22 protein-coding genes, 1 tRNA gene and 1 riboswitch are annotated in these 25,809 nt (G+C 72.6%); of the genes, 17 read left to right on the forward strand and 6 right to left on the reverse strand.

All coding sequences use genetic code 11. From position 1 onward, the window contains the following. Positions 1-7: 7 nt before the first annotated feature. Positions 8-865, reverse strand: a complete 858-nt coding sequence (locus tag ACF068_RS18040; RefSeq protein WP_392275210.1) for a DUF4352 domain-containing protein — start codon at positions 863-865, stop codon at positions 8-10. Between the two features lie 200 nt (positions 866-1,065). On the opposite strand from ACF068_RS18040, the gene ACF068_RS18045 reads away from it, so the two are divergent. From ACF068_RS18045 to ACF068_RS18055, 3 genes are all read left to right on the forward strand, one after another. Continuing rightward, positions 1,066-3,108 carry an N-6 DNA methylase gene (locus ACF068_RS18045; RefSeq protein WP_392275211.1) on the forward strand — a complete coding sequence of 681 codons (2,043 nt, stop codon included), beginning with the start codon at positions 1,066-1,068 and terminating at the stop codon, positions 3,106-3,108. 164 nt (positions 3,109-3,272) lie between these two features. Then, positions 3,273-3,920, forward strand: coding sequence for a hypothetical protein (locus ACF068_RS18050; RefSeq protein ID WP_392275212.1), 648 nt, complete (start codon positions 3,273-3,275; stop codon positions 3,918-3,920). Beyond that, a complete protein-coding gene (locus tag ACF068_RS18055) occupies positions 3,917-5,443 on the forward strand; it encodes a protein kinase (protein ID WP_392275213.1) in 1,527 nt (508 codons plus the stop codon). The genes ACF068_RS18050 and ACF068_RS18055 overlap by 4 nt, the downstream gene beginning before the upstream one ends. A 16-nt stretch (positions 5,444-5,459) precedes the next feature. Here the strand turns inward: ACF068_RS18055 and ACF068_RS18060 are convergent, their stop codons facing one another. Further along, the gene (locus ACF068_RS18060) at positions 5,460-6,266 is read right to left on the reverse strand and encodes a class I SAM-dependent methyltransferase (RefSeq protein ID WP_392275214.1); all 807 of its coding nucleotides are present in this window, start codon (positions 6,264-6,266) and stop codon (positions 5,460-5,462) included. A 260-nt stretch (positions 6,267-6,526) separates the two neighbouring features. On the opposite strand from ACF068_RS18060, the gene ACF068_RS18065 reads away from it, so the two are divergent. The 11 genes from ACF068_RS18065 to ACF068_RS18115 all read left to right on the forward strand — a co-directional run bounded on the left by ACF068_RS18065 (position 6,527) and on the right by ACF068_RS18115 (position 18,748). Next, positions 6,527-7,162, forward strand: coding sequence for a SurA N-terminal domain-containing protein (locus tag ACF068_RS18065; protein WP_392275316.1), 636 nt, complete (start codon positions 6,527-6,529; stop codon positions 7,160-7,162). Positions 7,163-7,171: 9 nt separating this feature from the next. Next, the gene (locus ACF068_RS18070; RefSeq protein WP_392275215.1) at positions 7,172-8,170 is read left to right on the forward strand and encodes a nucleoside triphosphate pyrophosphohydrolase; all 999 of its coding nucleotides are present in this window, start codon (positions 7,172-7,174) and stop codon (positions 8,168-8,170) included. An 18-nt stretch (positions 8,171-8,188) separates the two neighbouring features. Continuing rightward, entirely contained in the window at positions 8,189-9,442 is a 1,254-nt protein-coding gene (locus tag ACF068_RS18075) for a cytochrome P450 (protein ID WP_392275216.1), read from the forward strand. A gap of 180 nt (positions 9,443-9,622) precedes the next feature. Continuing rightward, positions 9,623-10,537, forward strand: a complete 915-nt coding sequence (locus ACF068_RS18080) for a transglycosylase family protein (RefSeq protein WP_392275217.1) — start codon at positions 9,623-9,625, stop codon at positions 10,535-10,537. A 260-nt stretch (positions 10,538-10,797) separates the two neighbouring features. Beyond that, positions 10,798-10,972, forward strand: a riboswitch (cyclic di-AMP (ydaO/yuaA leader). 3 nt (positions 10,973-10,975) lie between these two features. After that, a complete protein-coding gene (locus ACF068_RS18085) occupies positions 10,976-11,680 on the forward strand; it encodes a transglycosylase family protein (protein WP_392275218.1) in 705 nt (234 codons plus the stop codon). A 308-nt stretch (positions 11,681-11,988) separates the two neighbouring features. Further along, entirely contained in the window at positions 11,989-13,275 is a 1,287-nt protein-coding gene (eno, locus tag ACF068_RS18090; protein ID WP_392275219.1) for a phosphopyruvate hydratase, read from the forward strand. Positions 13,276-13,381: 106 nt separating this feature from the next. Continuing rightward, positions 13,382-13,852, forward strand: a complete 471-nt coding sequence (locus ACF068_RS18095; RefSeq protein WP_392275220.1) for a septum formation initiator family protein — start codon at positions 13,382-13,384, stop codon at positions 13,850-13,852. Between the two features lie 14 nt (positions 13,853-13,866). Further along, positions 13,867-14,403, forward strand: coding sequence for a DUF501 domain-containing protein (locus ACF068_RS18100; protein WP_392275221.1), 537 nt, complete (start codon positions 13,867-13,869; stop codon positions 14,401-14,403). Then, positions 14,400-15,404 carry an exopolyphosphatase gene (locus tag ACF068_RS18105; protein WP_392275222.1) on the forward strand — a complete coding sequence of 335 codons (1,005 nt, stop codon included), beginning with the start codon at positions 14,400-14,402 and terminating at the stop codon, positions 15,402-15,404. Before ACF068_RS18100 ends, ACF068_RS18105 begins: the two co-directional genes overlap by 4 nt. Positions 15,405-15,774: 370 nt before the next feature. Beyond that, a complete protein-coding gene (locus ACF068_RS18110) occupies positions 15,775-17,157 on the forward strand; it encodes an NAD(P)/FAD-dependent oxidoreductase (RefSeq protein ID WP_392275223.1) in 1,383 nt (460 codons plus the stop codon). Between the two features lie 286 nt (positions 17,158-17,443). Further along, positions 17,444-18,748: a class I SAM-dependent methyltransferase gene (locus tag ACF068_RS18115; RefSeq protein ID WP_392275224.1), complete on the forward strand. Its 1,305-nt coding sequence runs from the start codon at positions 17,444-17,446 to the stop codon at positions 18,746-18,748. Positions 18,749-18,805: 57 nt separating this feature from the next. Here ACF068_RS18115 and ACF068_RS18120 read toward each other — a convergent pair whose 3' ends face one another. Together ACF068_RS18120 and ACF068_RS18125 are read right to left on the reverse strand one after the other, a co-directional pair. After that, the gene (locus ACF068_RS18120) at positions 18,806-21,334 is read right to left on the reverse strand and encodes an ABC transporter permease (protein WP_392275225.1); all 2,529 of its coding nucleotides are present in this window, start codon (positions 21,332-21,334) and stop codon (positions 18,806-18,808) included. Positions 21,335-21,459: 125 nt separating this feature from the next. Beyond that, positions 21,460-22,227: an ABC transporter ATP-binding protein gene (locus ACF068_RS18125; protein ID WP_392275226.1), complete on the reverse strand. Its 768-nt coding sequence runs from the start codon at positions 22,225-22,227 to the stop codon at positions 21,460-21,462. A 382-nt stretch (positions 22,228-22,609) separates the two neighbouring features. On the opposite strand from ACF068_RS18125, the gene ACF068_RS18130 reads away from it, so the two are divergent. Then, positions 22,610-22,691 (forward strand) — tRNA-Leu (locus ACF068_RS18130). 171 nt (positions 22,692-22,862) lie between these two features. After that, entirely contained in the window at positions 22,863-23,741 is an 879-nt protein-coding gene (locus ACF068_RS18135; protein ID WP_392275227.1) for a Bax inhibitor-1/YccA family protein, read from the forward strand. Between the two features lie 74 nt (positions 23,742-23,815). On the opposite strand, the gene ACF068_RS18140 is transcribed toward ACF068_RS18135, so the two are convergent. After that, complete coding sequence (locus ACF068_RS18140) at positions 23,816-24,046, reverse strand: DUF4287 domain-containing protein (protein ID WP_392275228.1); 231 nt, start codon at positions 24,044-24,046, stop codon at positions 23,816-23,818. Positions 24,047-24,145: 99 nt separating this feature from the next. On the opposite strand from ACF068_RS18140, the gene ACF068_RS18145 reads away from it, so the two are divergent. Next, positions 24,146-24,478 carry a hypothetical protein gene (locus tag ACF068_RS18145; RefSeq protein ID WP_392275229.1) on the forward strand — a complete coding sequence of 111 codons (333 nt, stop codon included), beginning with the start codon at positions 24,146-24,148 and terminating at the stop codon, positions 24,476-24,478. Here the strand turns inward: ACF068_RS18145 and ACF068_RS18150 are convergent. Further along, positions 24,462-25,361 (reverse strand): hypothetical protein, encoded by a 900-nt coding sequence (locus tag ACF068_RS18150; RefSeq protein ID WP_392275317.1) that lies wholly within the window; start codon positions 25,359-25,361, stop codon positions 24,462-24,464. The two genes, ACF068_RS18145 and ACF068_RS18150, sit on opposite strands and share 17 nt — an antisense overlap. Positions 25,362-25,809: the final 448 nt, after the last annotated feature.

Below are 25,809 nucleotides of genomic sequence, written 5' to 3' on the forward strand. Positions count from 1 at the left end.
GAGCGGGTCAGAGCTTGAGGTCCCACTGGGTGGCGTTGTAGTCGAAGCCGGGGGTGACCTCGACGGTCAGCGTCTTGGCGTCGGCGGGGGCGTCGAAGGCGTACGAGACGGTGGCCTTCTTGCCGGGCAGGACGGCGCCGGCGAAGCCCGCGCCGTAGGTGTCGCCGTCGAAGATCTCCTCTGCGGCCACCCCGTCCTCGCCCGCCCGGGCGCTCACGGTGAGGCTGTCGGTGGAGAACTTCGCCTTGCCGGCGTTCTCGACGGTGATCGTCACCTCGTAGGTCTTGTTGCCCTCGGTGTGGCCGATCGCGAACTCGCCCGGCTTGACGGGCTTGGTGGCGGAAACCGTCACCTGAAGGTCGTCGTCGTAGACGGAGGTGTCACCGGCGGCCAGGGCCTTGCCCTCGTCGGCCTTCCCCGCGCCGTCGGCGGCCGCCCCGGGGGAAGCGGCGCCCTTGGCCGGGGCGGGGTCCTTGGGGGCGGTGCTGCTCAGTGCCTTGTCGATCTCGTCCACCGCGTCGTCGACCGCCTTGAAGGTGATCACGGCGCCGACGACCGAGAGGACCAGGGCGACCAGGCCCAGCACCGCGCCCGACACCGTGACGCCTCTGTTCGCCGCCTCGCCCCGCCTGACCCGGCCATTGCCCACCAGGCCCAGGACCAGGGCGAGCAGGCCCAGGACACCGGCCAGCCAGAACAGGAGCGGAATCATGCCGGACAGGGCGCCGATGATGCCGAGGACCAGGGCGGCGGTGCCGAGCCCGTTGCGGACCGGCCGGTGCCCGGGGGCGGGGGCGCCGCCGTAACCGGGGCCGGGGTGGTGGTGCTCGGCGCCGTACTGGGGCTGCTGCGTGAAGTCGGACATGGGTGTCCTCCCGGACGGTGACAGGGTCTGTGTGCGGGGCCTTTGCGGCTGCCCCGTGTGGCGACGGGTCAATAAGACCAGAGGCTGTGAACCGAGTCAACACGGTTCACAGATTCCGGGTCCGGTCACACTGTGAAGAGGTCCCCCTTGTGCGCGCCTGTAGGATCGCGCCACAGCAGAAGACGGAAGGAGTCAGCCAAGTGCCGGACAACGCAGCAGAGGTGACCGCGGCCGGGATCGCCCGCCTCGCCGGGGTGGGGCGCGCCGCCGTCAGCAACTGGCGGCGCCGGCACGCCGACTTCCCCAAGCCCGTCGGGGGCACCGAGACCAGCCCCTCGTTCGCCCTGACCGACGTCGAGCACTGGCTGCGCGCCCAAGGCAAGCTGGCCGAGGTGCCGCTGCGCGAACGCGTCTGGCAGCAGATCGCCGCGCACCCCGCCGGAGCGGTCACCGCCCTCGTGCACGCGGGCTGCGCCCTCCTCCTCGTACGCGACCGGTCCAGCGGCTGGCTGGAGCTGTCGGCCGTTTCCGACGAGCGCATGACCGAACTGCTGCCCGCCGCCCTGGAGGAGGTCCTGACGCTGCGCCTCGGGGACCGGCGGGCCGTCCCCACCCCGAACCCCACCGAACTCGGCCCGTCCGTCCCGCTGTTGCGCGCCGCCACCGAACTGGCCGCCGAGACCGGCGCCCGCCAGGCCTTCGAATTCCTCCTCGGCCGCCACCTGGACGCCAACCCGCGCCAGTACACCCTCACGCCACCCGGCCCCGCCGCCCTCATGGCCGAGCTCGCCGGAGGGGCCCGGACCGTGCTCGACCCCGCCTGCGGCACCGGCGCCCTGCTGCGTGCCGTCACCGGGGCCACCGAGCTGTACGCCCAGGAGACCGACCCCGACCTGGCCGCGCTCACCGCCCTCCGCCTGGCCCTGCACTCCGGCGCCGCGGTCCGCGCCCGGCCCGGCGACTCCCTGCGCGCCGACGCCTTCCCCCGGCTCACCGCCGACGCGGTGCTGTGCCACCCGCCGTTCAACGAACGCAACTGGGGCCACGAGGAACTGGCCTACGACCCGCGCTGGGAGTACGGCTTCCCCGCCCGCACCGAGTCCGAACTGGCCTGGGTGCAGCACGCCCTGGCCCGGCTGCGCCCCGGCGGCACCGCCGTCCTGCTGATGCCCCCCGCCGCCGCCTCCCGCCGCTCCGGCCGCCGCATCCGCGCCGACCTGCTGCGCCGGGGCGCGCTGCGGGCGGTCGTCGCCCTCCCGGCCGGCGCCGCGCCCCCGTACGGCATCCCCCTCCACCTGTGGGTGCTGCGCAAGCCCGTCGCGGGCACCGCCGCCTCACCGGAACTGCTGGTCGTCGACACCGCCGAGCACACCGACACCGGCCGCGACAAGCTCGACTGGTCCGCCGTCCACACCGCCGTGCTCGACGCCTGGCTGCCCTTCGACAAGCACGGCACCGTCGACGCCGAGCCCGGCGCCCACCGCTCGGTGCCCGTCATCGAGCTCCTCGACGACGACGTCGACCTCGCACCCGCGCGCCACCTGCCGCCCCCGGCCGCCGCCGGCGGGGCCGAGGAACTGGCCGGGGTGCGCGACCGGTTGACCACCGTGCTGCGCCGCACCGCCGACCTCACCCCGCCCCCCGCCCGGCCCGCGCGCGACCCGCAGGCCGGGCCCGGCGCCCGCCCCCCCGGCGTCACCGTCGGCGAACTCGCCCGGACCGGCGCCCTGGAACTCCACGCGGGCGGCTCCGGCAACGCCACCGGCCCGGTGCCCGTCCTCACCGAACAGGACGTCCTGATCGGCCGGCCGCCCTCCGGGAACCTCCCCGAAGGCACCGGCGAGGACCCCGTGCTCGTACGCGCCGGTGACGTCGTCGTCCCGGTCCTCGGCGGCGGGTCCATCGCCCGGGTCGTCGACGAGGCCACCGCGGGCGCGGCCCTCGGGCGCAACCTCCAGCTCCTGCGCCCCGACCCGGCGGCGCTCGACCCCTGGTTCCTGGCCGGCTTCCTGCGCGGCACCGCCAACAACCGCCAGGCCAGCAGCTACGCCTCCACCGCGACCCGCCTCGACGTACGACGCCTCCAGCTCCCCCGCCTCCCGCTCGCCGACCAGCGGCGGTACGGCGAACGCTTCCGGGCGCTCGCCGAGTTCGAGGAGGCGCTGCGCCTCGCCGGCCGCCTCGGCGAGCGGCTGGTGCGCGGCATGTACGACGGGCTGACGGACGGCACGGTCGAGGCCTGACGCGGGGAGCGGTGATCGGTTCGACAACGGTTCCGTACACCCCGGGGCAGTTGTCGGTTTCCCTGTATACGCTCGACCCCGTACCGGCTCACCACCACCCAGGAGCAGCAATGCACGGCCCCGGCCACGCGCCGCCGCAGCCCCCCGGCGCGACCCCAGCGTCGGTGATCGCGCTGCGTGTGGTCTTCGCCATGCTCCCGCTGTGCAGTTGCGGACTGCTGGCGTGGGGGACGATGCTCCGGCTGGCCCTGGTGACCCGCCGGCGCGCGGACTGGGTGCTGTTCGGGATCGCGCTGGCCTGGAGCATGGTGGCGTTCGGCACGGTCATGACGGACCCGACCGAGGACCTCCGCATGCTCCGGTCGGACATCGCCATCGGCTCGCTGCTCCTCATGGCCGCGGCGGTCATGGGCTACTACCTGTTCGCGGAGATCCGGCACTTCTCCGCCGGCCAGGCACCGCCCGTGCCGTACTACCCGTCCCCGGCGGCCACCGCCTCGACGCACCCCGCGTACGGCTACCCGTCGCAGGCCGGTACCGCGCCGGTGTACCGGACGCCGCAGGCCGGCCCGCCGGCCGCGCCGCCGCACTCCTCGTACCCGCACACCGGCGCCCCCGCCCGGCCGCCCGTACCGCCGGCCCACCCGCACGCGGTCACCCCCTCCCCGCAGCCGCATCCGCAGCCTCAGCCCCAGCCCCAGCCGCAGGCCAAGCCGACGTCGCAGCGCATCGACCAGGTGCGCGCCGAGCTCGACGAGCTCAGCGACCTGCTCCGCCAGGACCCCCGGGGTCCCCGGGAAGAGGGCCGGTGAACGGGCGGGTCATCGCCGGCCGGTACGAGCTGTCCACGGTCATCGGGCAGGGCGGCATGGGCCAGGTCTGGACCGCCTACGACGGCCGGCTCGACCGCCGCGTCGCCGTGAAGCTGCTGCGCCCCGACCACATGGCCGCCGCCACCGCCGCCGGCGAGATGCGCCGCCGCTTCGTCCGTGAGTGCCGCGTCACCGCCCAGGTCTCCCACCCCGGACTGGTCACCGTGCACGACGCGGGCAACGACGGCGACGACCTGTTCCTCGTCATGCAGTACGTGGAGGGCGCCGACCTCGCCGACCACCTGGCCGAGCACGACCCCTACCCGTGGCAGTGGGCGGTGTCCGTCGCCGCGCAGCTCTGCGCCGTGCTCGCCGCGGTGCACGCCGTGCCGATCGTGCACCGCGACCTCAAGCCGCGGAACGTCATGGTGAAACCCGACGGCACGGTCACCGTCCTCGACCTGGGCGTGGCGTCCGTCATCGACACCGACACCACCCGCCTCACCCACACCGGCTCGCCCATCGGCAGCCCCGCCTACATGGCACCCGAGCAGGCCATGGGCGGCGCCGTCGGCCCGTACACCGACCTGTACGCGCTCGGCGCGCTCCTCCACGAACTCCTCAGCGGCAACGTGCCGTTCGCCGGCTCCACCGCCCTCGGCGTCCTGCACCGCCACCTCTACGAGCCGCCCCTGCCCGTCCGCCAACTGCGCCCGGAGGTCCCCGAGGCGCTCGAGGCGCTGGTGCTGCGGCTGCTCGCCAAGGACCCGCAGCACCGCCCGTCCGGAGCGCAGGAGGTGTACGAGGCGCTGGCCCCGCTGCTGCCCGCCCGCGGGATGCCGTCCGGCCCGCTGGATCCCACGCGCCCCTTCCTCCGCCCGCACGCCCCCTGGCCCGACCGGGCCACCACACCCGCCGCCGTGCCCCAGCCGCCCGTTCCGCCGCCCGCGGCCCGGCCCGACGTGGCGGCCGCCGTCGACGAGGTCAAGCGGCTGCTCGGCGAGGGCAGCATCACCCAGGCCGTCGACATCCTCGGCGGGATCCTCCCGGCCGCGGCCGCCGAGCACGGCGAGCACTCCCCGGTCGTCCGGATCCTGCGCAAGCAGTACGCCACGACCCTGATGGACGACGGCCAGTACCGGCGCGCCCTGCCCGAACTCCGGCGCCTGGCCGACGACCGGGAGGCCGAGGCGGGCCCGGCCGACCCGCAGACGCTCCAGTTCCGGTACGACGCGGCGCTGTGCCTGGAGCAACTGGGCGAGACGGCCGCCGCGCTGGCCGAGTACCGCGCGGTCCTGCCCCACTACGCGAACGGCAAGGCCGCCGGCGGGGACCCGTCCCGCGCCTTCGACATCCGGCACCGCATCGGACACCTGCTCCTGGCGATGGGCGACCACACGGCCGCCCACCAGCAGCTCCAGAACCTGCTCTACGACTCCGAGCGGGCGTACGGCCCCTACCACCCGCTCCCGGCGGAGCTGCGCCGCGCGCTGGAGCGCCAGCAGCGGATGCGCGGGATCTGAGCGCGCGCGGGACCGGTCAGGCCGCCGTCCGGCAGTACACCGAGTCCGCGACCCGGCCGAGCCCGGTGAGCCCCGCCGGGCGCGGCCGGTCGCCGAGGACGAGGACCGCGCCGGGCGCCGCCAGGTCCCGCACGGCCGCCAGGTCGTGGTCGCCGTTCACCACGACCACCCCGTAGCGCCGGTCGGCGATCCGCTCCCGTACCTCCGCCTCGCCGAAGCCGCCGCGCACGAGCCGGGCCGCGTCCGCCGTGCCGGTGCCGCCGCCCAGCGTCAGGTTGCCGCGCACGACCTCCTCCCGGGTGGGCGGGCCGTCCAGCGGGTCGACGACCGTCAGCCGGGCCTCGACACCGCCGCGCCGCAGCATCCGGCGCAGCGCGGCCGCGAACAGCCCGTGCCGGGCGCCGATCTCCAGCACCTCGCCGTTCGGCGGGGCGAGCAGCGGGACGGTCGCGAGCCGCCCGCACACGTCGGAGACCGAGCCGGCCAGGTCCCCGGCCCCGAGGGCCTCCAGCGCCACCAGGTGGCGGTAGGCGACCGTGATGTCGTGCCGCGCCCGTTCGCCGTCGTCGCCGGTGACGGCGCGCACCTCGCGTACGAGGGTGTCGATCTGCGTGGCGGTGGGCATCCGGTGCCCGTCCCGTCCCGCCCGGTCGAGCAGCAGCCCGAGGCCGTAGCTCTGGCGCCGCAGGTCGGCGACCGCGTGGTGCAGGGCGTCGAGGTCGGACTGGAACGCGGTGGTCGCGCGCTCCATGCGCTGCTCGACCAGGGCGAACGCGGGCCGCAGGACCCGCTTCGCCAGCCGGTTGCTCAGAAGAGGGGACATGCGGCGCAAGCTACGCCGCCCGGATCGCCGTACGGGTCACGGAACGGTGCTGCCGGGGTGAAGTCTTGGTGGCGCGCGGACGACCTTCGCCGACTCCCGGACGATCATGCCGCGGCCCGAGACCGTCCGGTCCCGTGCGTCGTTGACCGAAGCAGTGCCCTCGAAGTAGTGGCCTACGCCACTGCGACTGCCTACCATCGATCACCGCAAGGTCGTTCACACTGACGCACGACCCACGCCGGGAGGCTCCTTTGCACCGCCTGCATCGCCGCCGTCGCACCGCGCTCTCCGTCTCCGCCGCGCTCCTGGCAGCGGCTCCGCTGCTGGCGGGCTGCGGGAGTGACACGCATCCCGGGGCGGCCGCCGTCGTCGACGGGGACCGGATCGAGGTGGCCGCCCTCCAGGCCCAGGTCAGGGACGTGCGCAGCGCCCAGGAGGCGTCGCCGCAGGCGAAGCAGCTCATCGAGGCCACCGGGGACCTGAACCGGGAGAAGCTGAACGGCATGATCTTCGACCGGGTGGTGGACAAGGTCGCCGCCGACAACGGGATCACCGCCAGCCGCAAGGAGGTCCAGGAGACCCGGCGGGCCGCCGCGGCGCAGAGCGGGGGCGAGGAGCAGCTCGCCGCGATGCTGCTCCAGCAGCAGGGCGTCGCGCCCGACGAGATCGACGCGGTGGTGCGGCGCAATGTGCTCATGAACAAGATCGCCGCCAAGCTGGGCGCCGGGAACACCCCGGAGGGGCAGCAGAAGCTGACCGAGGTGTTCGCCACCGCCTCCAAGGCGCTCGACATCGACGTGAACCCGCGGTACGGGACGTGGGACAACGACAAGATCCAGCTCGGCGAGTACAGCGCCCCCTGGCTCCGTCAGCCGGGCGGTCAGCGGCAGATGTAGGTTCGAGGGGTGAACGCCGACACCCCCGACACCCCCGGTACCGACACCTCCGACACGCCCGGCCGCGTCGTCCTGCTCACCGCCAGCCACCGCGTCGCCCCCGGGCTGCTGTCCTGGCCCGCGTGGCGGACGCTGCGCGGAGCCGGCCGGGTGCTGTGCGCCGACGAGGCGCACCCGCAGTTGCCGTACCTGCGCGAGGCGGGCGTCACCGTGGAGATCGCCGCGCCCACCGCGCGGGAGCTGGTGGACGCCTGCGCGGGCGGGAACACGGTGGTGGTCCTGGCGGCCGGCGAGGGTGACGGCGCCCTGACGGACGGGCTGGCCCGGATGGCGGGCTCCGGCCGGGTCGCGATGCCCGACCTGGAGCTGCTGCCCGGCTCGTACGACCTGCCGGGCGCCCGGCTGCTGGACCTGGTCGAGGTGATGGACCGGATCCGCCGTGAGTGTCCCTGGTCGTCGCGGCAGACGCACGAGGGCCTGGCCAAGTACGGCATCGAGGAGGCGTACGAACTCGTCGAGGCCATCGAGGACGGCGACCGCGACGAGCTGCGGGAGGAGCTCGGGGACGTCCTGCTCCAGGTGGTCTTCCACGCGCGGATCGCCGAGGAGCACGAGGAGGAGCCGTTCTCGGTCGACGACGTGGCGGGCACGATCGTCGAGAAGCTCATCCACCGCCACCCCCATGTCTTCGGCGACGAGCGCGCCGAGACGCCGGAGGAGGTCAAGGAGCACTGGCTGCGGACGAAGGCGATCGAGAAGCGGCGCGCGTCGGTGACGGACGGCGTCCCGCTCGGCCAGCCGGGCCTCGCCCTGGCGGCCAAGCTCGCGAGCCGGGTCCGCAACGCCGGTCTGGACGTCGCCCTCCCGTCCGGTGACGGCATCGGCTACGAGCTGCTGGCCCTCGCCGTACGGGCGGAGGCCGAGGGCGTCGACCCGGAGGCGGCCCTGCGCGCCGCGGGCCGCGCCTACCGGGACGCCATCCGCGCGGCGGAGGGGCAGGGCTCCTGACGGGTTAACGTCGGGGGCGTGACCGACCCGAACACCCCGCCCGAACTCTTCACCTGGGAGTTCGCCACCGACCCGTACCCCGCGTACGCCTGGCTCCGGGAGCACGCGCCCGTCCACCGCACCAGGCTGCCCAGCGGGGTGGAGGCGTGGCTGGTGACGCGGTACGCGGACGCGCGGCAGGCGCTGGCCGACCAGCGGCTGAGCAAGAACCCCGCGCACCACGACGAGCCCGAGCACGCCAAGGGCAAGACCGGCATCCCGGGCGAGCGCAAGGCCGAGCTGATGACGCATCTGCTCAACATCGACCCGCCGGACCACACCCGGCTGCGCCGGCTGGTGTCGAAGGCCTTCACGCCCCGGCGCGTGGCGGAGTTCGCGCCGCGTGTGCAGGAGCTCACGGACCGGTTGATCGACAATTTCGCTACAAAGGGGAGCGCGGACCTCATCCATGAGTTCGCCTTCCCGCTCCCCATCTATGCCATTTGCGACATGCTGGGCGTGCCCCGCGAGGACCAGGACGACTTCCGCGACTGGGCCGGGATGATGATCCGGCACGGCGGCGGGCCGCGCGGCGGGGTCGCCCGGTCGGTGAAGAAGATGCGCGGGTACCTCGCGGAGCTGATCCACCGCAAGCGCGAGAACCCGGGGGACGACCTGATCTCGGGGCTCATCAAGGCCTCCGACCACGGCGAGCACCTCACCGAGAACGAGGCCGCCGCGATGGCATTCATCCTCCTCTTCGCGGGCTTCGAGACCACCGTGAACCTCATCGGCAACGGGGTCCACTCGCTGCTCCGCAACCCCGTCCAGCGCGAGCGCCTCCAGGCGTCCCTCGCCGCAGGTGAGCGGGGGCTGCTGGAGACCGGCGTCGAGGAACTGCTGCGCCACGACGGGCCGGTGGAGCTGGCCACCTGGCGGTTCGCGACCGAGCCGCTGGCCATCGGCGGGGAGCGGATCGGCGCGGGCGACCCGGTGCTCGTCGTCCTCGCCGCGGCGGACCGGGACCCGGAGCGGTTCGCCGAGCCGGACACGCTCGACCTGGCGCGGCGGGACAACCAGCACCTCGGGTACGGGCACGGCATCCACTACTGCCTCGGCGCGCCGCTCGCGCGGCTGGAGGGGCAGACCGCGCTGGCGACGCTGCTGACCCGGTTGCCCGACCTCCGGCTTGCGGTGGATCCGGCCGATTTGCGGTGGCGGGGCGGGCTCATCATGCGTGGACTGCGCACGCTTCCGGTGGAGTTCACCCCGTTCGTCCCGTCCCGCAGCTGACGGTCCGTCATTTCTGTGATCTTCGCGTAATCTCCGGTGCATCGACTTGTGACTGACGTTCGAATGCCGCTACGTTCACCGTCACCTCAGCAGTCACGCGAAAGGCAGCACCGCATGCGCTCCGGGAACGGCCGGCACCGACGACCCCGTCAAGCCCCCGCCATCGTCGTCGCGGCAGGGGTGACCGGATCCGCCATCGCGCTCCCGCTGCTCGGCGCGGGTTCCGCGTCGGCGGCCGACGCCGCCACCTGGGACCGGGTGGCCGAGTGCGAGTCCGGCGGCATGTGGAGCGCCGACCTCGGCAACGGTTTCTACGGCGGCCTCCAGATGTCGCAGGAGACCTGGGAGTCGTACGGCGGCCTCGCCCACGCCGCCCGCCCCGACCTCGCCAGCCGCAGCGAGCAGATCCTGGTCGCCGAGAAGGTCTACGCCGCGACCGGAGTGAGGGCGTGGGAGACCTGCGCCCCCATCGCGGGCCTGGGCGGCGCCGCCGAGGCGACCGCCACCGACCCCACGACGGCCGCCCCGGCGGCCCCCGGGACGACGGACGCGCCCGACCCGGCCGAGACGCTGGAGGATCCGGCCGCGCCCGCGAAGCCCACGCCGTCGAAGCCGGCCGGGACCCCGCTGCCCGCCGAGCCCGCCCCGTCGGCGCCCGGCGCGCCGGCGAGCCCGGCCCCGGGCACCGGCAAGCACCGGGGCGAGGCCGCCAAGGAGGAGACTCCGGTGACGGAGCCGGCCGCTCCGGCCGACCCCACCGCCCCGGCCGACCCCACCGCCCCGCCCGTCCCGGGTGCCACGGCGGGTGACGGCGGCCTGGAGGCCACCGGCCCCGACGGGACCGGCGATTCGGCCACGGGGCGCGAAACGGACGGGCATCCCTCGCGCGGTGACGGGGCGACACGCGACCCGGGCAGCGTCGCGCCCGGCGCGTACACCGTCCGCCCCGGGGACAACCTCTCCGACATCGCGGAGGAGCAGAAGGTCCCCGGCGGCTGGCCGGCCCTCTACGAGGCCAACCAGGACACCGTCGGTGCCGACCCGGACCTCATCGTCCCCGGTCAGAGCCTGGAGCTGACGGCCGATCAGCCGTAGGTATCCGCCCCTATGTCCGCTTCTGTGTAAGTGAGACATGAATCTCTTCACACCGATCGGCGTTCCGGGAGCGACGGAACCGCACAATCCGCCCTTCACCTGCGTAAACGCCCGTCAAGGGCCGTCGCATAAGGGCGGATTGACCCCGATGTCCGTCTTTGAACTTCGGGAAGGTCTGTGTCTACGGTCGTGACCGCTCGCCACCGCGGGCCCCATCGACCGGAACGCCGAATCCTGCCGCCGGCCGTTGGGAACAGTCGTCGCTTCACGCGCCGGAGGCAGGAGCGGGGGACCCAAGGTACGTGCCGGGCCCGGTCATGGAGACATGGCACGGGGACGGCTTGGGGTGAAGCCGCGCGCACCACGGTGCCGCGCGGCCGGGCAGCTCACGCCCGAACCCGACAGCTCACCTCGCAGGCGTCGGTGAGGAGATGTCCCATGCTGTTCTCCGGCAAGGCCAAGCACCGTCGCCCCTCCAAGGCCGCCCGATTCGCCGCGTTCGCCGGCATCACCGGCGTCGCCGTCGCCGCCCCGCTGCTGGGCGCCACCTCCGCCTCGGCGGCCACCTCCGCCGAGTGGGACAAGGTCGCCCAGTGCGAGTCCGGCGGCGACTGGTCCATCAACACCGGCAACGGCTACTACGGCGGCCTCCAGTTCTCGGCGTCCACCTGGGCCGCGTACGGCGGCACCGCCTACGCCTCGACCGCCGACCAGGCCTCGAAGTCCCAGCAGATCGAGATCGCCGAGAAGGTCCTCGCCAGCCAGGGCAAGGGTGCCTGGCCGAGCTGCGGCGTCGGTCTGTCCGGCGCCTCCTACGACGGCGGCGCCGAGCAGGCCCAGCCGCAGCAGGAGCGCGAGGCCGAGCAGCCCACCACGCGCAGCGAGAAGCGCACCGCGCCGAAGGCCGCGCCCAAGGCCGAGGCCGCGCCGAAGGCCGAGTCCAAGAAGACCGTCACCACCCCGACCGGCAAGAAGGTCGAGAAGGGTGACGGCGAGTACAAGGTGAAGGCCGGCGACACCCTCAGCACCATCGCCGCCGAGAAGAAGGTCTCCGGTGGCTGGGAGAAGCTCTTCGAGCTGAACAAGGACATCGTCGACGACGCCGACCTGATCTACCCGGGTCAGCAGCTCCACCTGAGCTGACCCCGCACACCACCCCGGTCCGGCGCGCCCCTTCCCCCGTGCGTGCCGGGCCGGGGTCTTCCCGTTCGCGCGCCTGAGCGGCTCCGCGCACACGTGCGGTCGCGCGCTTGAGCGACCCCCCGCACACGCGAACTACTCGTCGGTAAGTTTCGTGGCGTTATGTCCGTGAAGCGGCCTCGTGAGCCCTTTTTCGTCCCAGGAGGCGGGCGTCGGCTGGTCACGGCTCCCGGGCCGGTTAGGCTCTTGCCGCAAGGCCGAAGAGACCCTGCACCGCATGCGTCACATTTTGCGTCACATCCCAGAAGGAGATGCTCGTGCCGTCCATCGACGTCGTCGTAGCCCGGGAAATCCTGGACTCCCGAGGCAACCCCACGGTCGAGGTCGAGGTCGGCCTCGACGACGGCAGCACCGGCCGTGCTGCCGTCCCGTCCGGTGCCTCCACCGGAGCGTTCGAGGCCCTCGAGCTCCGCGACGGTGACAAGGACCGCTACCTCGGCAAGGGTGTCGAGAAGGCCGTCCTCGCCGTCATCGAGCAGATCGGCCCGGAGCTCGTCGGCTACGACGCCACCGAGCAGCGGCTGATCGACCAGGCGATGTTCGACCTGGACGCCACCCCGGACAAGTCCTCGCTCGGCGCCAACGCCATCCTCGGCGTCTCCCTCGCCGTGGCGCACGCCGCCTCCGAGGCGTCCGACCTCCCGCTGTTCCGCTACCTGGGCGGCCCGAACGCGCACCTGCTGCCCGTTCCGATGATGAACATCCTGAACGGCGGCTCGCACGCCGACTCCAACGTGGACATCCAGGAGTTCATGATCGCCCCCATCGGCGCGGAGTCCTTCTCCGAGGCCCTGCGCTGGGGCGCCGAGGTCTACCACACCCTGAAGAAGGTCCTGAAGGAGAAGGGCCTCTCCACGGGTCTGGGCGACGAGGGCGGCTTCGCCCCGAACCTCGACTCCAACCGCGCCGCCCTCGACCTCATCCTCGAGGCCATCAAGCAGGCCGGCTACGCCCCGGGCAAGGACATCGCCCTGGCGCTCGACGTCGCCGCCTCCGAGTTCTACAAGGACGGCTCGTACGAGTTCGAGGGCAAGTCCCGCTCGGCCGCCGAGATGACGGACTACTACGCCGAGCTCGTGGACGCGTACCCGCTGGTCTCCATCGAGGACCCGCTGTTCGAGGACGACTGGGAGGGCTGGAAGGTCATCACCGAGAAGCTCGGCGCCCGCGTCCAGCTCGTCGGTGACGACCTGTTCGTCACCAACCCCGAGCGCCTGGCGCGCGGCATCGAGGAGGGCGCCGCCAACGCCCTGCTGGTCAAGGTCAACCAGATCGGCTCGCTGACCGAGACCCTGGACGCCGTCGAGATGGCCCAGCGCAACGGCTTCAAGTGCATGATGTCGCACCGCTCCGGCGAGACCGAGGACGTCACCATCGCCGACCTGGCCGTCGCCACCAACTGCGGCCAGATCAAGACCGGCGCCCCGGCCCGCTCCGAGCGCGTCGCCAAGTACAACCAGCTCCTGCGCATCGAGGAGATCCTCGACGACGCCGCCGTGTACGCGGGCCGCAGCGCCTTCCCGCGCTTCAAGGGCTGAGCCCACGGGCCGGCCACCAGCTCGGCCTCCGTACGTCCCCGGCCACGGTCCCGTACCGTGTCCGGGGACGTACGTACGTAACGGGCAAGGGGAGGCGGGTAGACAGATGGCCCGGGACCGGTTCTCCACCGCGACCAGGCTGCGGCTGCTCGGCGAGCAGACCGCCGCCCGTGTCTACCGCTCCCAGACCCGGCGCCAGGCCCGCCGCTCCCGGCTCACCGGCCGCGCGGCCTTCCTGGCGCTGGTCGTCTGCTCCCTGGTGGTGGCGCTGGCCTACCCGATGCGCCAGTGGGTCTCGCAGCGCGCCGAGATCGCCGACCAGGAACGGCTGGCGGCCGAGGCGAGCGAGCGCGTCGAACGGCTCCGCGACGAGAAGGCGCGGCTCCAGGACGACGCGTACGTCAGGCGCCTCGCGCGCGAGCACCTGCACTACGTACTCCCGGGGGAGACCGGCTACACGGTCATCGACCCCGACGCGGTGCGCCAGCGCCGCGACGACCAGGGCGCGGCCGACCGCCCCTGGTACTCCAATCTCTGGGACGGCGTGGACACCGCCGACCGCACCGACCGCGAGTAGAACCCAAGGCAGGCATGGAAACGCCCCCTCCGCAGACCGAACGCACCGAGCCCACCGAGGCGGACGTCGCGGCGTTCGAGGAACAGCTCGGCCGCCCGCCGCGCGGCCTGCGCGCCATCGCGCACCGCTGCCCGTGCGGCAACCCCGACGTGGTGGAGACCGCGCCCCGGCTCCCCGACGGCACGCCGTTCCCGACGACGTACTACCTCACCTGCCCGCGCGCGGCCTCCGCGATCGGCACGCTGGAGGCGAACGGCGTCATGAAGGAGATGACCGAACGGCTCCAGTCCGACCCGGAGCTGGCCGCCGCCTACCGCGCCGCGCACGAGGACTACATCGCCCGCCGTGACGCCATCGAGGTCCTGGAGGGCTTCCCCAGCGCCGGCGGCATGCCGGACCGGGTGAAGTGCCTGCACGTGCTCGTCGGCCACTCGCTGGCCGCCGGACCGGGCGTGAACCCGCTGGGTGACGAGGCCCTGGCGATGCTGCCGGAGTGGTGGGCCAAGGGGCCGTGCGTGACGGGCCGCCAGGACGAGGAGGCCGGCGCATGACCCGCGTCGCCGCCATCGACTGCGGGACGAACTCCATCCGCCTCCTGGTGGCCGACGTGGACCCCGCGACCGGCGAGGTCACCGACCTGGACCGCCGGATGACGATCGTCCGGCTCGGCCAGGGCGTGGACCGGACGGGCCGGCTCGCGCCCGAGGCGCTGGAGCGGACCTTCGCCGCCTGCCGCGAGTACGCCGCCGTCATCAAGGAGTACGGGGCGGAGCGGCTGCGGTTCGTGGCGACCTCGGCCTCGCGCGACGCCGAGAACCGCGACGACTTCGTGCGGGGCGTGCTGGACGTCCTCGGGGTGGAGCCGGAGGTCATCACCGGTGACCAGGAGGCGGAGTTCTCCTTCACCGGGGCGACCAGGGAGCTGACCCGGGACACGGCGGGCACGGGCGCCGGTGCCGGCACGGGCTCCGGCTCGGGCACGGGCGCCGGCACGGGCGCCGGTTCGGGCACGGGCGCCGGTTCGGGCGAGTACCTGGTCGTCGACATCGGCGGTGGCTCGACCGAGTTCGTGGTCGGCACCTCGCACGCCCGCGCGGCGCGCTCGGTCGACATCGGCTGCGTCCGCCTGACCGAGCGTCATGTGCAGGGCGATCCGGTCTCCGAGGCCGAGGTGGCGGCGATCCGGGCGGACGTCGAGGCGGCCCTGGACCTGGCCGAGGAGACCGTCCCGCTGCGGGAGGCGGACACGCTCGTCGGGCTGGCCGGTTCGGTCACGACGGTCGCGGCCGTCGCGCTGGGGCTGACCGCGTACGACTCGGCGGCGATCCACCGGTCGCGCATCTCCTACGAGCAGGTCGCCGAGGTCACGGCGCGGCTGCTGGCCGCGACGCACGACGAGCGGGCCGCGATCCCGGTGATCCACCCCGGCCGGGTGGACGTCATCGCCTCCGGGGCACTGGTCCTGCTGGCCGTCATGGAGCGCACCGGGGCGCGCGAGGTGGTCGTCTCCGAACACGACATCCTGGACGGAATCGCCCTCTCGCTCGTCTGATCCACGGGTGATCCGGGCGTCCCGGAAGGGGCCGCGGAGAAAGTTCGTGAAGTTCTTCACAAGGAAAAGGGCCCTGAGGGGGGTCGCGGAGCCGTTCACGGGCCGTCCGGACCCCGCTCGGGGCCCTTTCGCAGGTCCGTACCGCGCCCTCAGCTATGTTTCGCAGGTGTGAACTCCGGTGGCGGTCCACGGTTAAAAGGTGCTCGCTGTCCCAGTTCAACGGGGGTGAACAACGACGTGCGATACACCCTGGTTCCCCTGCGGCGCCATGACCTCGGTCACGTGGGCGGCGCAGTGTAGCAGAGGTCTCCCAGGACCTTGTGAAGGGGCGCACGAGCGACCCCCCTCGACCGGGTGGATACTCGATGGCATGAGCACCACGGAGCGTCCCAGGATCCTCGTAGTAGGCGGTGGGTACGTAGGCCTGTACGCAGCTCGGCGCATCCTCAAGAAGATGCGCTACGGCGAGGCGACCGTCACGGTCGTCGACCCCCGGTCGTACATGACCTACCAGCCCTTCCTGCCCGAAGCCGCCGCCGGCAGCATCTCGCCGCGGCACGTCGTCGTCCCGCTGCGACGCGTGCTGCCCAAGGCCGAGGTACTCACCGGCCGGGTCACCACCATCGATCAGGACCGCAAGGTCGCCACGATCGCGCCGCTCGTCGGCGAGTCGTACGAGCTGCCCTTCGACTACCTGGTCATCGCGCTCGGCGCGGTCTCCCGCACCTTCCCGATCCCCGGCCTCGCCGAGCAGGGCATCGGCATGAAGGGCATCGAGGAGGCCATCGGCCTGCGCAACCACGTCCTCGAGCAGCTCGACAAGGCCGACTCGACGACCGATGAGGAGGTCCGCCGCAAGGCGCTGACCTTCGTCTTCGTGGGCGGCGGCTTCGCCGGCGCGGAGACCATCGGCGAGGTCGAGGACCTGGCCCGCGACGCCGCGAAGTACTACAAGAACGTGAAGCGCGAGGACATGCGCTTCATCCTGGTGGACGCCGCGGACAAGATCCTCCCCGAGGTCGGCCCCAAGCTCGGCAAGTACGGCAAGGAGCACCTGGAGGGCCGTGGGGTCGAGGTCTACCTCTCGACGTCCATGGACTCCTGCGTCGACGGCCACGTGGTGCTGAAGAACGGCCTGGAGGTCGACTCCAACACCATCGTGTGGACCGCCGGTGTGAAGCCCAACCCGGCGCTGGCCCGCTTCGGCCTGCCGCTGGGCCCGCGCGGCCACGTCGACTGCGCCCCCACGCTCCAGGTCAACGGCACCGACTACATCTGGGCCGCCGGCGACAACGCCCAGGTCCCGGACCTCGTCGGCCGCAAGGCCGGCAATGAGAACGCCTGGTGCCCGCCGAACGCCCAGCACGCGCTGCGCCAGGCCCGGGTCCTCGGCGACAACGTGATCTCCGGCATGCGGGGCTTCCCGCAGAAGGAGTACAGCCACGCCAACAAGGGTGCGGTCGCCGGTCTCGGCCTGCACAAGGGCGTCGCGATGATCGTCATGGGCAAGGTGAAGATCAAGCTCAAGGGCCGTCTCGCCTGGTACATGCACCGCGGCTACCACGGCATGGCCATGCCGACCTGGAACCGCAAGATCCGCGTCTTCGCGGACTGGACGCTCGCGATGTTCCTCAAGCGCGAGGTCGTCTCCCTCGGCGCCATCGAGTCGCCGCGCGAGGAGTTCTACGAGGCCGCCAAGCCGGCCCCCGCCGCTCCCGCCGCGTCGAAGCAGGAGAAGGCCAAGGCCTCCTGACCGGTCGCCCCGGTCCACCGCGCCCCTGAGGGGCCGCCCGCCATCCGTGGTGCGGGCGGCCCCTCTTCGCGTACCCCGGTTCCCCGGGACCGCGTACGGGGTCCCGGGGCCGCGCGGGGCCCGGGAGGGCGCGGCGGCGGACTGAGGGGGCGTCACGGCGCACGAGCGGCGCGAACGGACCGTATTTTGCCGTCGCATTGCTTCGTTTCGGGACTGCGCCCGCGCGCCCCGGGTGTTTTCGTGGTGTTGAGCATTTCTGGGACTCCTCATCACGGAGGTGTGCACCATGGCCGACGCCGCGTCGCGGCTCACCACGCTCGCCGAGGACCTGCTGGGCGTTCCGCTCCCGGTCGGCATCCGCGCCTGGGACGGCAGTGAGGCGGGACCTCCCGGTGCGCCCGTCGTCGTCCTGCGGCACCGCCGGGCGCTGCGGCGGCTGCTGTGGCGGCCGGGCGAGCTGGGCCTCGCCCGGGCCTGGGTGGCCGGGGAGCTGGACGTGGAGGGCGATCTGTACGAGGCCCTCGACCGGCTCTCGGGTTTCATCTGGGAGCGGGGCGGCGCCACCGGGGGCGGCCCGCACCCGCTGCGGGACCCCGCCAAGAGGGCCGCCGCGCGCACCCTGCTGGAGCTGGCCGGTCCCTGGCCGCCGCCCGGGCCGCCGCCCGAGGAGGTCAGACGCCGCACCGGGCCCCTGCACACCAAGCGGCGCGACAAGGAGGCCATCAGCCACCACTACGACGTCGGCAACGACTTCTACGCGCTGGTCCTCGGCCCGTCCATGGTCTACTCGTGCGCCTACTGGTCCGAGGGCGGCACGCTGGAGGAGGCGCAGGCCGCCAAGCTCGACCTGGTCTGCCGCAAGCTCGCCCTCACCGAGGGGGACCGGCTGCTGGACGTGGGCTGCGGCTGGGGCTCGATGGCCATCCACGCCGCCCGCGAGTACGGCGCCCGTGTCGTCGGCGTCACCCTCTCCACCGAGCAGGCCGCCTACGCCCGCAAGCGCGTCGCCGACGAGGGCCTGACCGACCTGGTCGAGATCCGCGTCCAGGACTACCGGGACGTCAGGGACGGGCCGTACGACGCCATTTCGTCCATCGGGATGGCCGAGCACGTCGGCCGGGTCCGCTACCGCGAGTACGCCGGCGACCTGTACGCCCTGCTCAAGCCCGGCGGCCGGCTGCTCAACCACCAGATCTCCCGCCGCCCCGAACCGGACGAGGCGGCCTACCGCGTCGACGACTTCATCGACCGGTATGTCTTCCCCGACGGCGAACTCGCGCCCGTCGGCCGTACCACCACCGCCCTGGAGGAGGCCGGCTTCGAGGTCCGGGACCTGGAGGCCCTCCGCGAGCACTACGCCCTCACCCTGCGGCAGTGGGTGACCAACCTGGAGGAGCGCCTGCCCGAGGCCGAACGCCTCACCTCACCCGGCCGGGCCCGCGTCTGGCGCCTGTACATGGCGGCCTCCGCGGTCTCCTTCGAACGCAACCGCATCGGCGTCAACCAGATCCTCGCCGTCCGGACGCCCGACGGCGGCGCCTCGGGCCTGCCGCTGCGCCCGAGGGTGTGGAACGGGCGCGCGGACGGCTGACACGACGAAGGGCCGGGCCCCCGCGACGGGGAGCCCGGCCCTGCCCTCACGGGCGGGTCACTCGGCCTTGATGGCGTTCAGCATGTTGAGCCGGGCGGCGCTGCGCGCCGGCCACATCGCGGCCAGGACGCCCACCAGGGCGGCCAGGCCCAGGAAGAGGCCGATCCGGTCCCAGGGGATGACCAGCGCGTAGCCCGGCAGGCTCGACTTGATGGTCTGGCCGATCGCCCAGCCCAGGAACGAGCCGAGGCCGATGCCGACCACCGCGCCGAAGACCGAGATCACCACGGCCTCCAGCCGCACCATGCGCTTCACCCGGCGCCGGTCCAGGCCGATCGCCCGCAGCATGCCGATCTCCTGCTGCCGCTCGAACACCGACATGGCGAGCGTGTTGACGACACCGAGCACCGCGATGATCAGGGCCATCGCCAGCAGGCCGTACATGATGTTCAGCAGCATGTTGATCATGCCGCCGAACTCGTCGCGGATGTCCTGCTTGTCCATGACGTTGATCGCCGGGTTCTCACCCAGGGCGCTGACCAGCGCCTTCTCGTTCGCCGGGGTCTGACCGCCGTCCATCTTCACGAAGATCTGCGGGATGAACGGGCGCACCTCGTGCGGGGCGACGACCTTGGTGTCCACCAGGACCGGGGAGAGGAACTCGGTGTCCTTGTAGACGGCGCCGACCGTCAGCCGGCCCTTCTTCTTGTCGCCGAAGGTGACCGGCAGGGTGTCGCCGACCTTCCAGCCCTGCTTGGTGGCCGTCTTCTCGGCGACCGCCATCCGGCCCTGGCCGAGGGAGGCGAGGGAGCCGTCGACCAGCTCCACGTTGAGGACCCGCTCGACGTCGCCGGGCGTGATGGCCGACGCCGACACCCACTCGTCGCCGATGTCGAAGTACGCGGCCTGCTGCGGGGAGACCGCCGAGACACCCGGCGCCTTCTCCAGCGCGGCCAGCGCGGACCGGTCGAGGTCGCCGCCGCCGGCCATGACGACCATGTAGTCGGCCTTGATCTGGTCCGTGGTCATCTTGTCCAGCGCCGTGCCGACGGTCACGCCCAGCACCGACAGACCGGTCACCAGGGTCAGGCCGATCGCCAGCGCGGAGGCGGTGGCCCCGGTACGGCGGGGGTTGCGGACGGCGTTCTGGCTCGCCAGCTTGCCGGACACCCCGAAGGCCTTGATCATCAGCGGTCGCACCAGGGCGATGACCGGCCGCGACAGCAGCGGGATCAGCACGATCACGCCCACCAGCGCCAGGAACGCGCCGCCGGCGATGGTCCACCGGCCGTCGGAGCCGGCCGCGGCGCCCAGCACGATCAGCGCGGCACCCGCGGCGGTGAGGAAGCCGCCGATGGAGTTCCGTACCACCAGCGACTTGGTCGTGGCGATCGCGTGGACGCTGCTCATCGCGGCGACCGGCGGGATCTTCGCGGCCCGGCGGCCGGGCAGCCAGGCGGCGAACATGGTGATCAGCACACCGACGGCCAGCGCGGAGAGCAGCGGCGTCGTACCGATGACCAGCGGCCCGTCGGGCACCTTCATGCCGAACGCGGCCATCCCGGACCGCAGCCCGGCCGCCAGGGCGATGCCCAGGCCGAAGCCGACCACGGAGGCGACCAGGCCGACCACACCGGCCTCGGCCAGCACCGAGCGGGTGATCTGCTTGCGGGAGGCGCCGACGGCGCGCATCAGCGCCAGTTCCTTGGTGCGCTGGGCGACCAGCATGGTGAAGGTGTTGGAGATCAGGAAGACGCCGACGAAGAGCGCGATGCCGGCGAAGCCCAGCAGCATCTGGTTGAGGCCGCTCAGCCCCTCCTCGATCGACTTCGCCTGCTCGTCGGCGAGCGCGGCGCCCGTCTGGGCCTCGGCGCTCTCCGGGACCAGCGGCTTCACCGCGGCCAGGATGCGGGCGTCGTCGGCGCCGGGAGCGGCGGTGACGGTCAGGTTGGTGTAGTAGCCGGGCTTGAGGTAGAGCGTCTGGGCGACGGAGGTGTCGAACAGCACCAGGCTGCCGCCCGCGTTGACGGCACCGTCGTCGGTGGTGAAGACACCGGCGAGGGTGTACTCCTTGACCGGGCCGTTGGTGGCGACGCGCACCCGGTCGCCGACCCGGTACTCGCCGGTGGCGGCGGTGTCCTTGTCGAGCGCGATCTGGTCGTCCCGCACCGGGCCCGAGCCCTCGGTGAAGTCGTAGGCGGGGTCCTTGCCGTCCTTGCCGGGGGCGAAGTTGGAGCCCTTGTTGGACCAGCCGACGCCGATCAGCTTGCCCTCGGGGTCGGCGACCCCGGCGAAGCCGTCCACCCGTCCGGCGACGGCGGCGACCCCGTCGAGACCGGCGATCCGGTCGACGGTCTTCTGGGAGAGGCCGGGCTCCTGCTTGGCGTCGTCCCGGTCGGCGTAGGAGGTGACGGCCACCGCGACGTCGTCGTAGCTCTTGGCCGACTGGTTGCGGAAGGCGTTGGAGAGGGTGTCGGTGAAGACCAGGGTGCCGGAGACGAACGCGACGCCGAGCATGACGGCGAGCACGGTCATCAGCAGCCTGGCCTTGTGCGCGAGCACATTGCGCAAGGCGGTACGGAACATGAGGTGTGAGTCCTGGGGTGAAGAGGGATCGGCGGGGTCGCCCGGGGGGCCGGGACCGTCGGGCCCGGGGCGGCCGCCCCGGCGGTGCGTCAGCTCGTGCGGCAGCGTCGGCCGGAGCGGCTGCGTCAGCTCGTGCGGCCCTTGGCGTCGAACTCCTTCATGCGGTCGAGCACGCCGTCCGCCGTGGGCCGCAGCATCTCGTCGACGATCCGGCCGTCCGCGAGGAAGATGACGCGGTCGGCGTAGGAGGCGGCCACCGGGTCGTGGGTGACCATCACGACGGTCTGCCCCAGTTCGCGCACGGAGTTGCGCAGGAAGCCCAGCACTTCGGCGCCGGAGCGGGAGTCCAGGTTTCCGGTCGGCTCGTCACCGAAGATGATCTCGGGGCGGGAGGCCAGCGCGCGGGCCACGGCGACGCGCTGCTGCTGGCCGCCGGAGAGCTGCGCGGGCCGGTGGCTCAGCCGGTCGGACAGGCCCACCATGTCGATGACCTTGCGCACCCAGTCCTTGTCGGGCTTGCGGCCCGCGATGTCCATGGGGAGCGTGATGTTCTCCAGCGCGGTCAGCGTCGGCAGCAGGTTGAACGCCTGGAAGATGAAGCCGATCTTGTCCCGGCGGAGCTGGGTGAGCTGCTTGTCCTTCAGGGAGCCCAGCTCGGTGTCGCCGATGCGCACCGAACCGCCGCTGAAGGTGTCCAGCCCGGCCACGCAGTGCATCAGCGTCGACTTGCCGGAGCCGGAGGGACCCATGATCGCGGTGAACTCGCCCTGGTGGAAGTCCACCGTGACCTGGTCCAGCGCGACCACCTGGGTCTCGCCGTGTCCGTAGACCTTGGACAGATCCGTGGCGCGGGCGGCTACCGCGGTGGAGCGGTAAGCGGTGGTGGTGGTCACGAGGGGACTCCTGTCGGGGACTGTTCTTCGAGGACCCCTCCATCGTCGACGCCGACCACCCCGCCGGGCGTCCGTCCGCGTGCCCGTATCGGGGGCCGCCTGGAGTCGGACCGGGGGGCGCACCTCTCCTCCTGAGGTATGACGGGATCCCTGAGACGCGGACCGGGTTCACCGACCGGGTGACACCGGGCGGCGACTTTCCGTCATTCCTTTGCGTACGTTTTTGCCTGCGGGAACCCCCGGAGTCTGCCGGGGACCGCCGTCCACCAGCACTGACGCACCCTCAGACGTCAATAAAATAAGACAACATCGGGCCACCGTTCCGCTGTTCGGGGGACGGGCCCCGATAGGCTCGTGCGCGAACGCGGAGCCGCGGGGTAACGCCCGGATGGTGGAATGCAGACACGGCGAGCTTAAACCTCGCTGGCCTTCGGGCCGTACCGGTTCGAGTCCGGTTCCGGGCACTCCCGATCCCCATCACGGGAGCGGTCCCACAAAAAACCGGACGACCGGCAGGATTCAGCCACGGACCAGTGTGACAGGAGGGAAAGATCCTCCCCGAGCACTAGGGTGTTTCTTTTGCTTGCCCATTACTCTTGTTCCAAGGCCGCGCACGGCGGCCATGGAGGAGTGAGATGAGGAGCAGCAACCCGGTCTTCTCGCGACGGGGGTTCAGCCGCGACAACGGCTATGCGGGCTTCAACGCGCAGCAGCCGCAGGCCGGGGGCCCCGCCGCTGGAACCAGCCCGTACGCGACGAACCCGTACGCGACCAACCCCTACGCGCAGGACGCCCAGCTCGGCGCCCCTGTCCAGGCCCCGGCCCGCCCGGGCGCGATGACCATCGACGACGTGGTGTCCCGCACCGCGATGACGCTCGGTACGGTCTTCGTCACCGCGGCGCTCGCCTGGTTCCTGCTGCCGGTCGACCCGGCGAAGATCAACACCTCGTACGGCATCGCCGTGGGCGCGGCCCTCGTGGCGTTCGTCTTCGCGATGATCCAGTCGTTCAAGCGCAAGGCCTCTCCGGCGCTGATCCTGCTGTACGCCGCGTTCGAGGGCGTCTTCCTGGGTGTGATCTCCAACGCCGTGTCGACGTACGTCTCGCCCGGCGTCGTCCCGCAGGCGGTGCTCGGCACCATGGCGGTCTTCGCCGGTGTGCTGATCGCGTACAAGATGCGCTGGATCCGCGTCACCCGCCGCTTCTACGGCTTCGTGATGGCGGCCGCCCTGGGCTTCGTCCTGCTGATGGCGGTGAACGCGCTGTTCGCCCTCTTCGGCGGCGGTGACGGCCTCGGCTTCCGCAGCGGCGGCCTCGGCATCCTGTTCGGCGTCATCGGCATCATCCTCGGCGCGTGCTTCCTGGCCCTCGACTTCAAGCAGGTCGAGGACGGCATCACGTACGGCGCTCCGCGCGAGGAGGCGTGGCTGGCGGCCTTCGGCCTCACCATGACGCTGGTGTGGATCTACCTGGAGTTCCTGCGGCTCCTGTCGATCCTCCAGGGCGACGACTGACCGCCCCGATCGCACGAAGGGCCCGTCCGGCATCCGCCGGGCGGGCCCTTCCGCGTCCGTCCCTCAGTGCCGCCTCACAGCAGCTTGCGGGCGGCCCGCCTCAGGTCGTACTCGTGGATGATCGCCTTGGCGTGTCCGTAACTGAGGTCGTGCTCGCCCCGGAGCCAGCTCACCTTCTCCTCGAATCGGACGAGGGAGGGGCCTTCCTCGACGGTGCGGAGCCAGTCGGACACTTGCCGGCCGGTGCAGTGGGGAATGCGGGAGAGCAGATTTCGATGGGTTTCTTCGGAGAAGACTTGGGACATCGGCGCCTCCGGACGCTTCGCGCGTGTGCTCCTTCCCGTCACCGTGCCTGAGGGTTCGCCCGTTGGCAACAGTCCCGTGGCGGCGCGTAGGGTCGCGACGTGCTCGATACGACAGAACTGACCACCGCCGTCGACCGCTTCGCCGACCGGCTGCGCGTCGCGCCGCAGAGCCGGCTCCAGCGGGGAGCGGCGGCCGAGGGGCTCGCCCTGGCCAGGGAATTGGCGCTGCGGGCCCAGCGGCTGGAGGCCCCCGGCCGGCCGCCGAGGACCCTGCCGGACGCCGGGGTGTTCACCGTCGCCGACCAGCTCGTGGTGGCCTGCAACGATTTGGCGGAAATCCTGCGAACGGCCCCGCCCACGCCCCCGCTGCGGCGGGAGCTGGACGAGGCCGTGGCGGCGGTACGGCGGGCGGCGGCTACAGCGACGCTATGACGCGGTCCGCCAGCACGTAGACGTTCTCGGCGCCCGCGTCGCCGCCGCACGAGAACGTCAGGGCGTACGCGCCCGACACCCCCGAGCCGCCCAGCAGCACGGGCGTCCCACCGCCGCGCAGCGCGTCCGCGAGGCGCTCGGCGGTCTCCCGGTGGCCGGGCGTCATGCACAGGGTGGTGCCGTCCGCGAAGACGTACACGTCCAGGGTGCCGAGCGGGCCGGGCCGTACGTCGGTGAGCGCCGTACGGGTCGCGGCGAGCTCCTCCAGCCGGGCCACGGTGCGCTCGTGGTCGGTGACGACCGGCGTCTGGACCGGCACGAAGTCGGGGTGCGAGGGGTGGCGGCGGCGGGCCGCGGCCAGCTCGGGGGAGTCCTCGGGGAACGTGTTGTCGGTGATGCCGGGGACGTCGGGCAGCTCGGCGAGGGCGTCCAGGTCGTCCAGCCCGTCGCCGTACTCGGCGTACTCGGCGCCCAGGTCCATCGCGTCCATCGCCTCCAGGCCCGCGAAGTCCGCCTGGCGCGGTACGAAGAACGGCGCGTCCTCACCCGGCCCGGCGGCCGGGTGGCCGCCGCCCAGGGCGCCGAGCCCGCCCAGCAGCGTCCCGGAGCCGTCGCCCGCGTCGCGTGCCTCCTGGGCGGCCCAGAAGGCCCGCGCCTCGGCCAGCTCGCGCTCCCGCTCCTCGGCGAGGGCCTCGGCGACGGCCGCGCGTATGTCCTCGGTGGAACGGGCGTGGGGCACGGTCGGGGCGGGGCCGGTGGTGTGCGCGGCGGCGAGCTCCGTGCGCAGCGCGGTGACCTGCTTGCGCAGCCCGTGGGCGGCGTGCAGGGCAGCGGCGCCCACGGCCGTGGCGGTGGCCGTGGTCAGCAGCAGGGCGAGAGACATGGCGCTCACTGACTTACTCCCGGTTTCAATCGATCCCCCGCACTTCCTACATCAGCTTGTCCTGCCCTCGCGCCTCCTGTCAGTGCATTACGTCACGAAATGGACAGGTCTTTCGCCACACGGTCTCCCTGCATATGACGGCTGACCTGCACAAACGAATCTCCCCCGGGAGATAGGTCACATCCTGGGGGAGATTCGGTCACGGCTGGGACGCGGAGCGATTGGGGGCGGCGGGAGGGGGCTCGGCCCGGAAGCTGCGGGCAGGTGCCGCCCTCGTGCCTCGGGCGACCCCTACCCTCCGCTACGGCTCAGCTCAGCCGCGCGGTCTCTCGCTCGCGCCGAGCCTCGCCACCGCTGCGGGCAGGTGCCGCCCTCGTGCCTCGGGCGACCCCTACCCTCCGCTACGGCTCAGCTCAGCCGCGCGGTCTCTCGCTCGCGCCGAGCCTCG

The organism is Streptomyces sp. NPDC016309 (genome assembly GCF_043077235.1).
Lineage (GTDB): Bacteria > Actinomycetota > Actinomycetes > Streptomycetales > Streptomycetaceae > Streptomyces.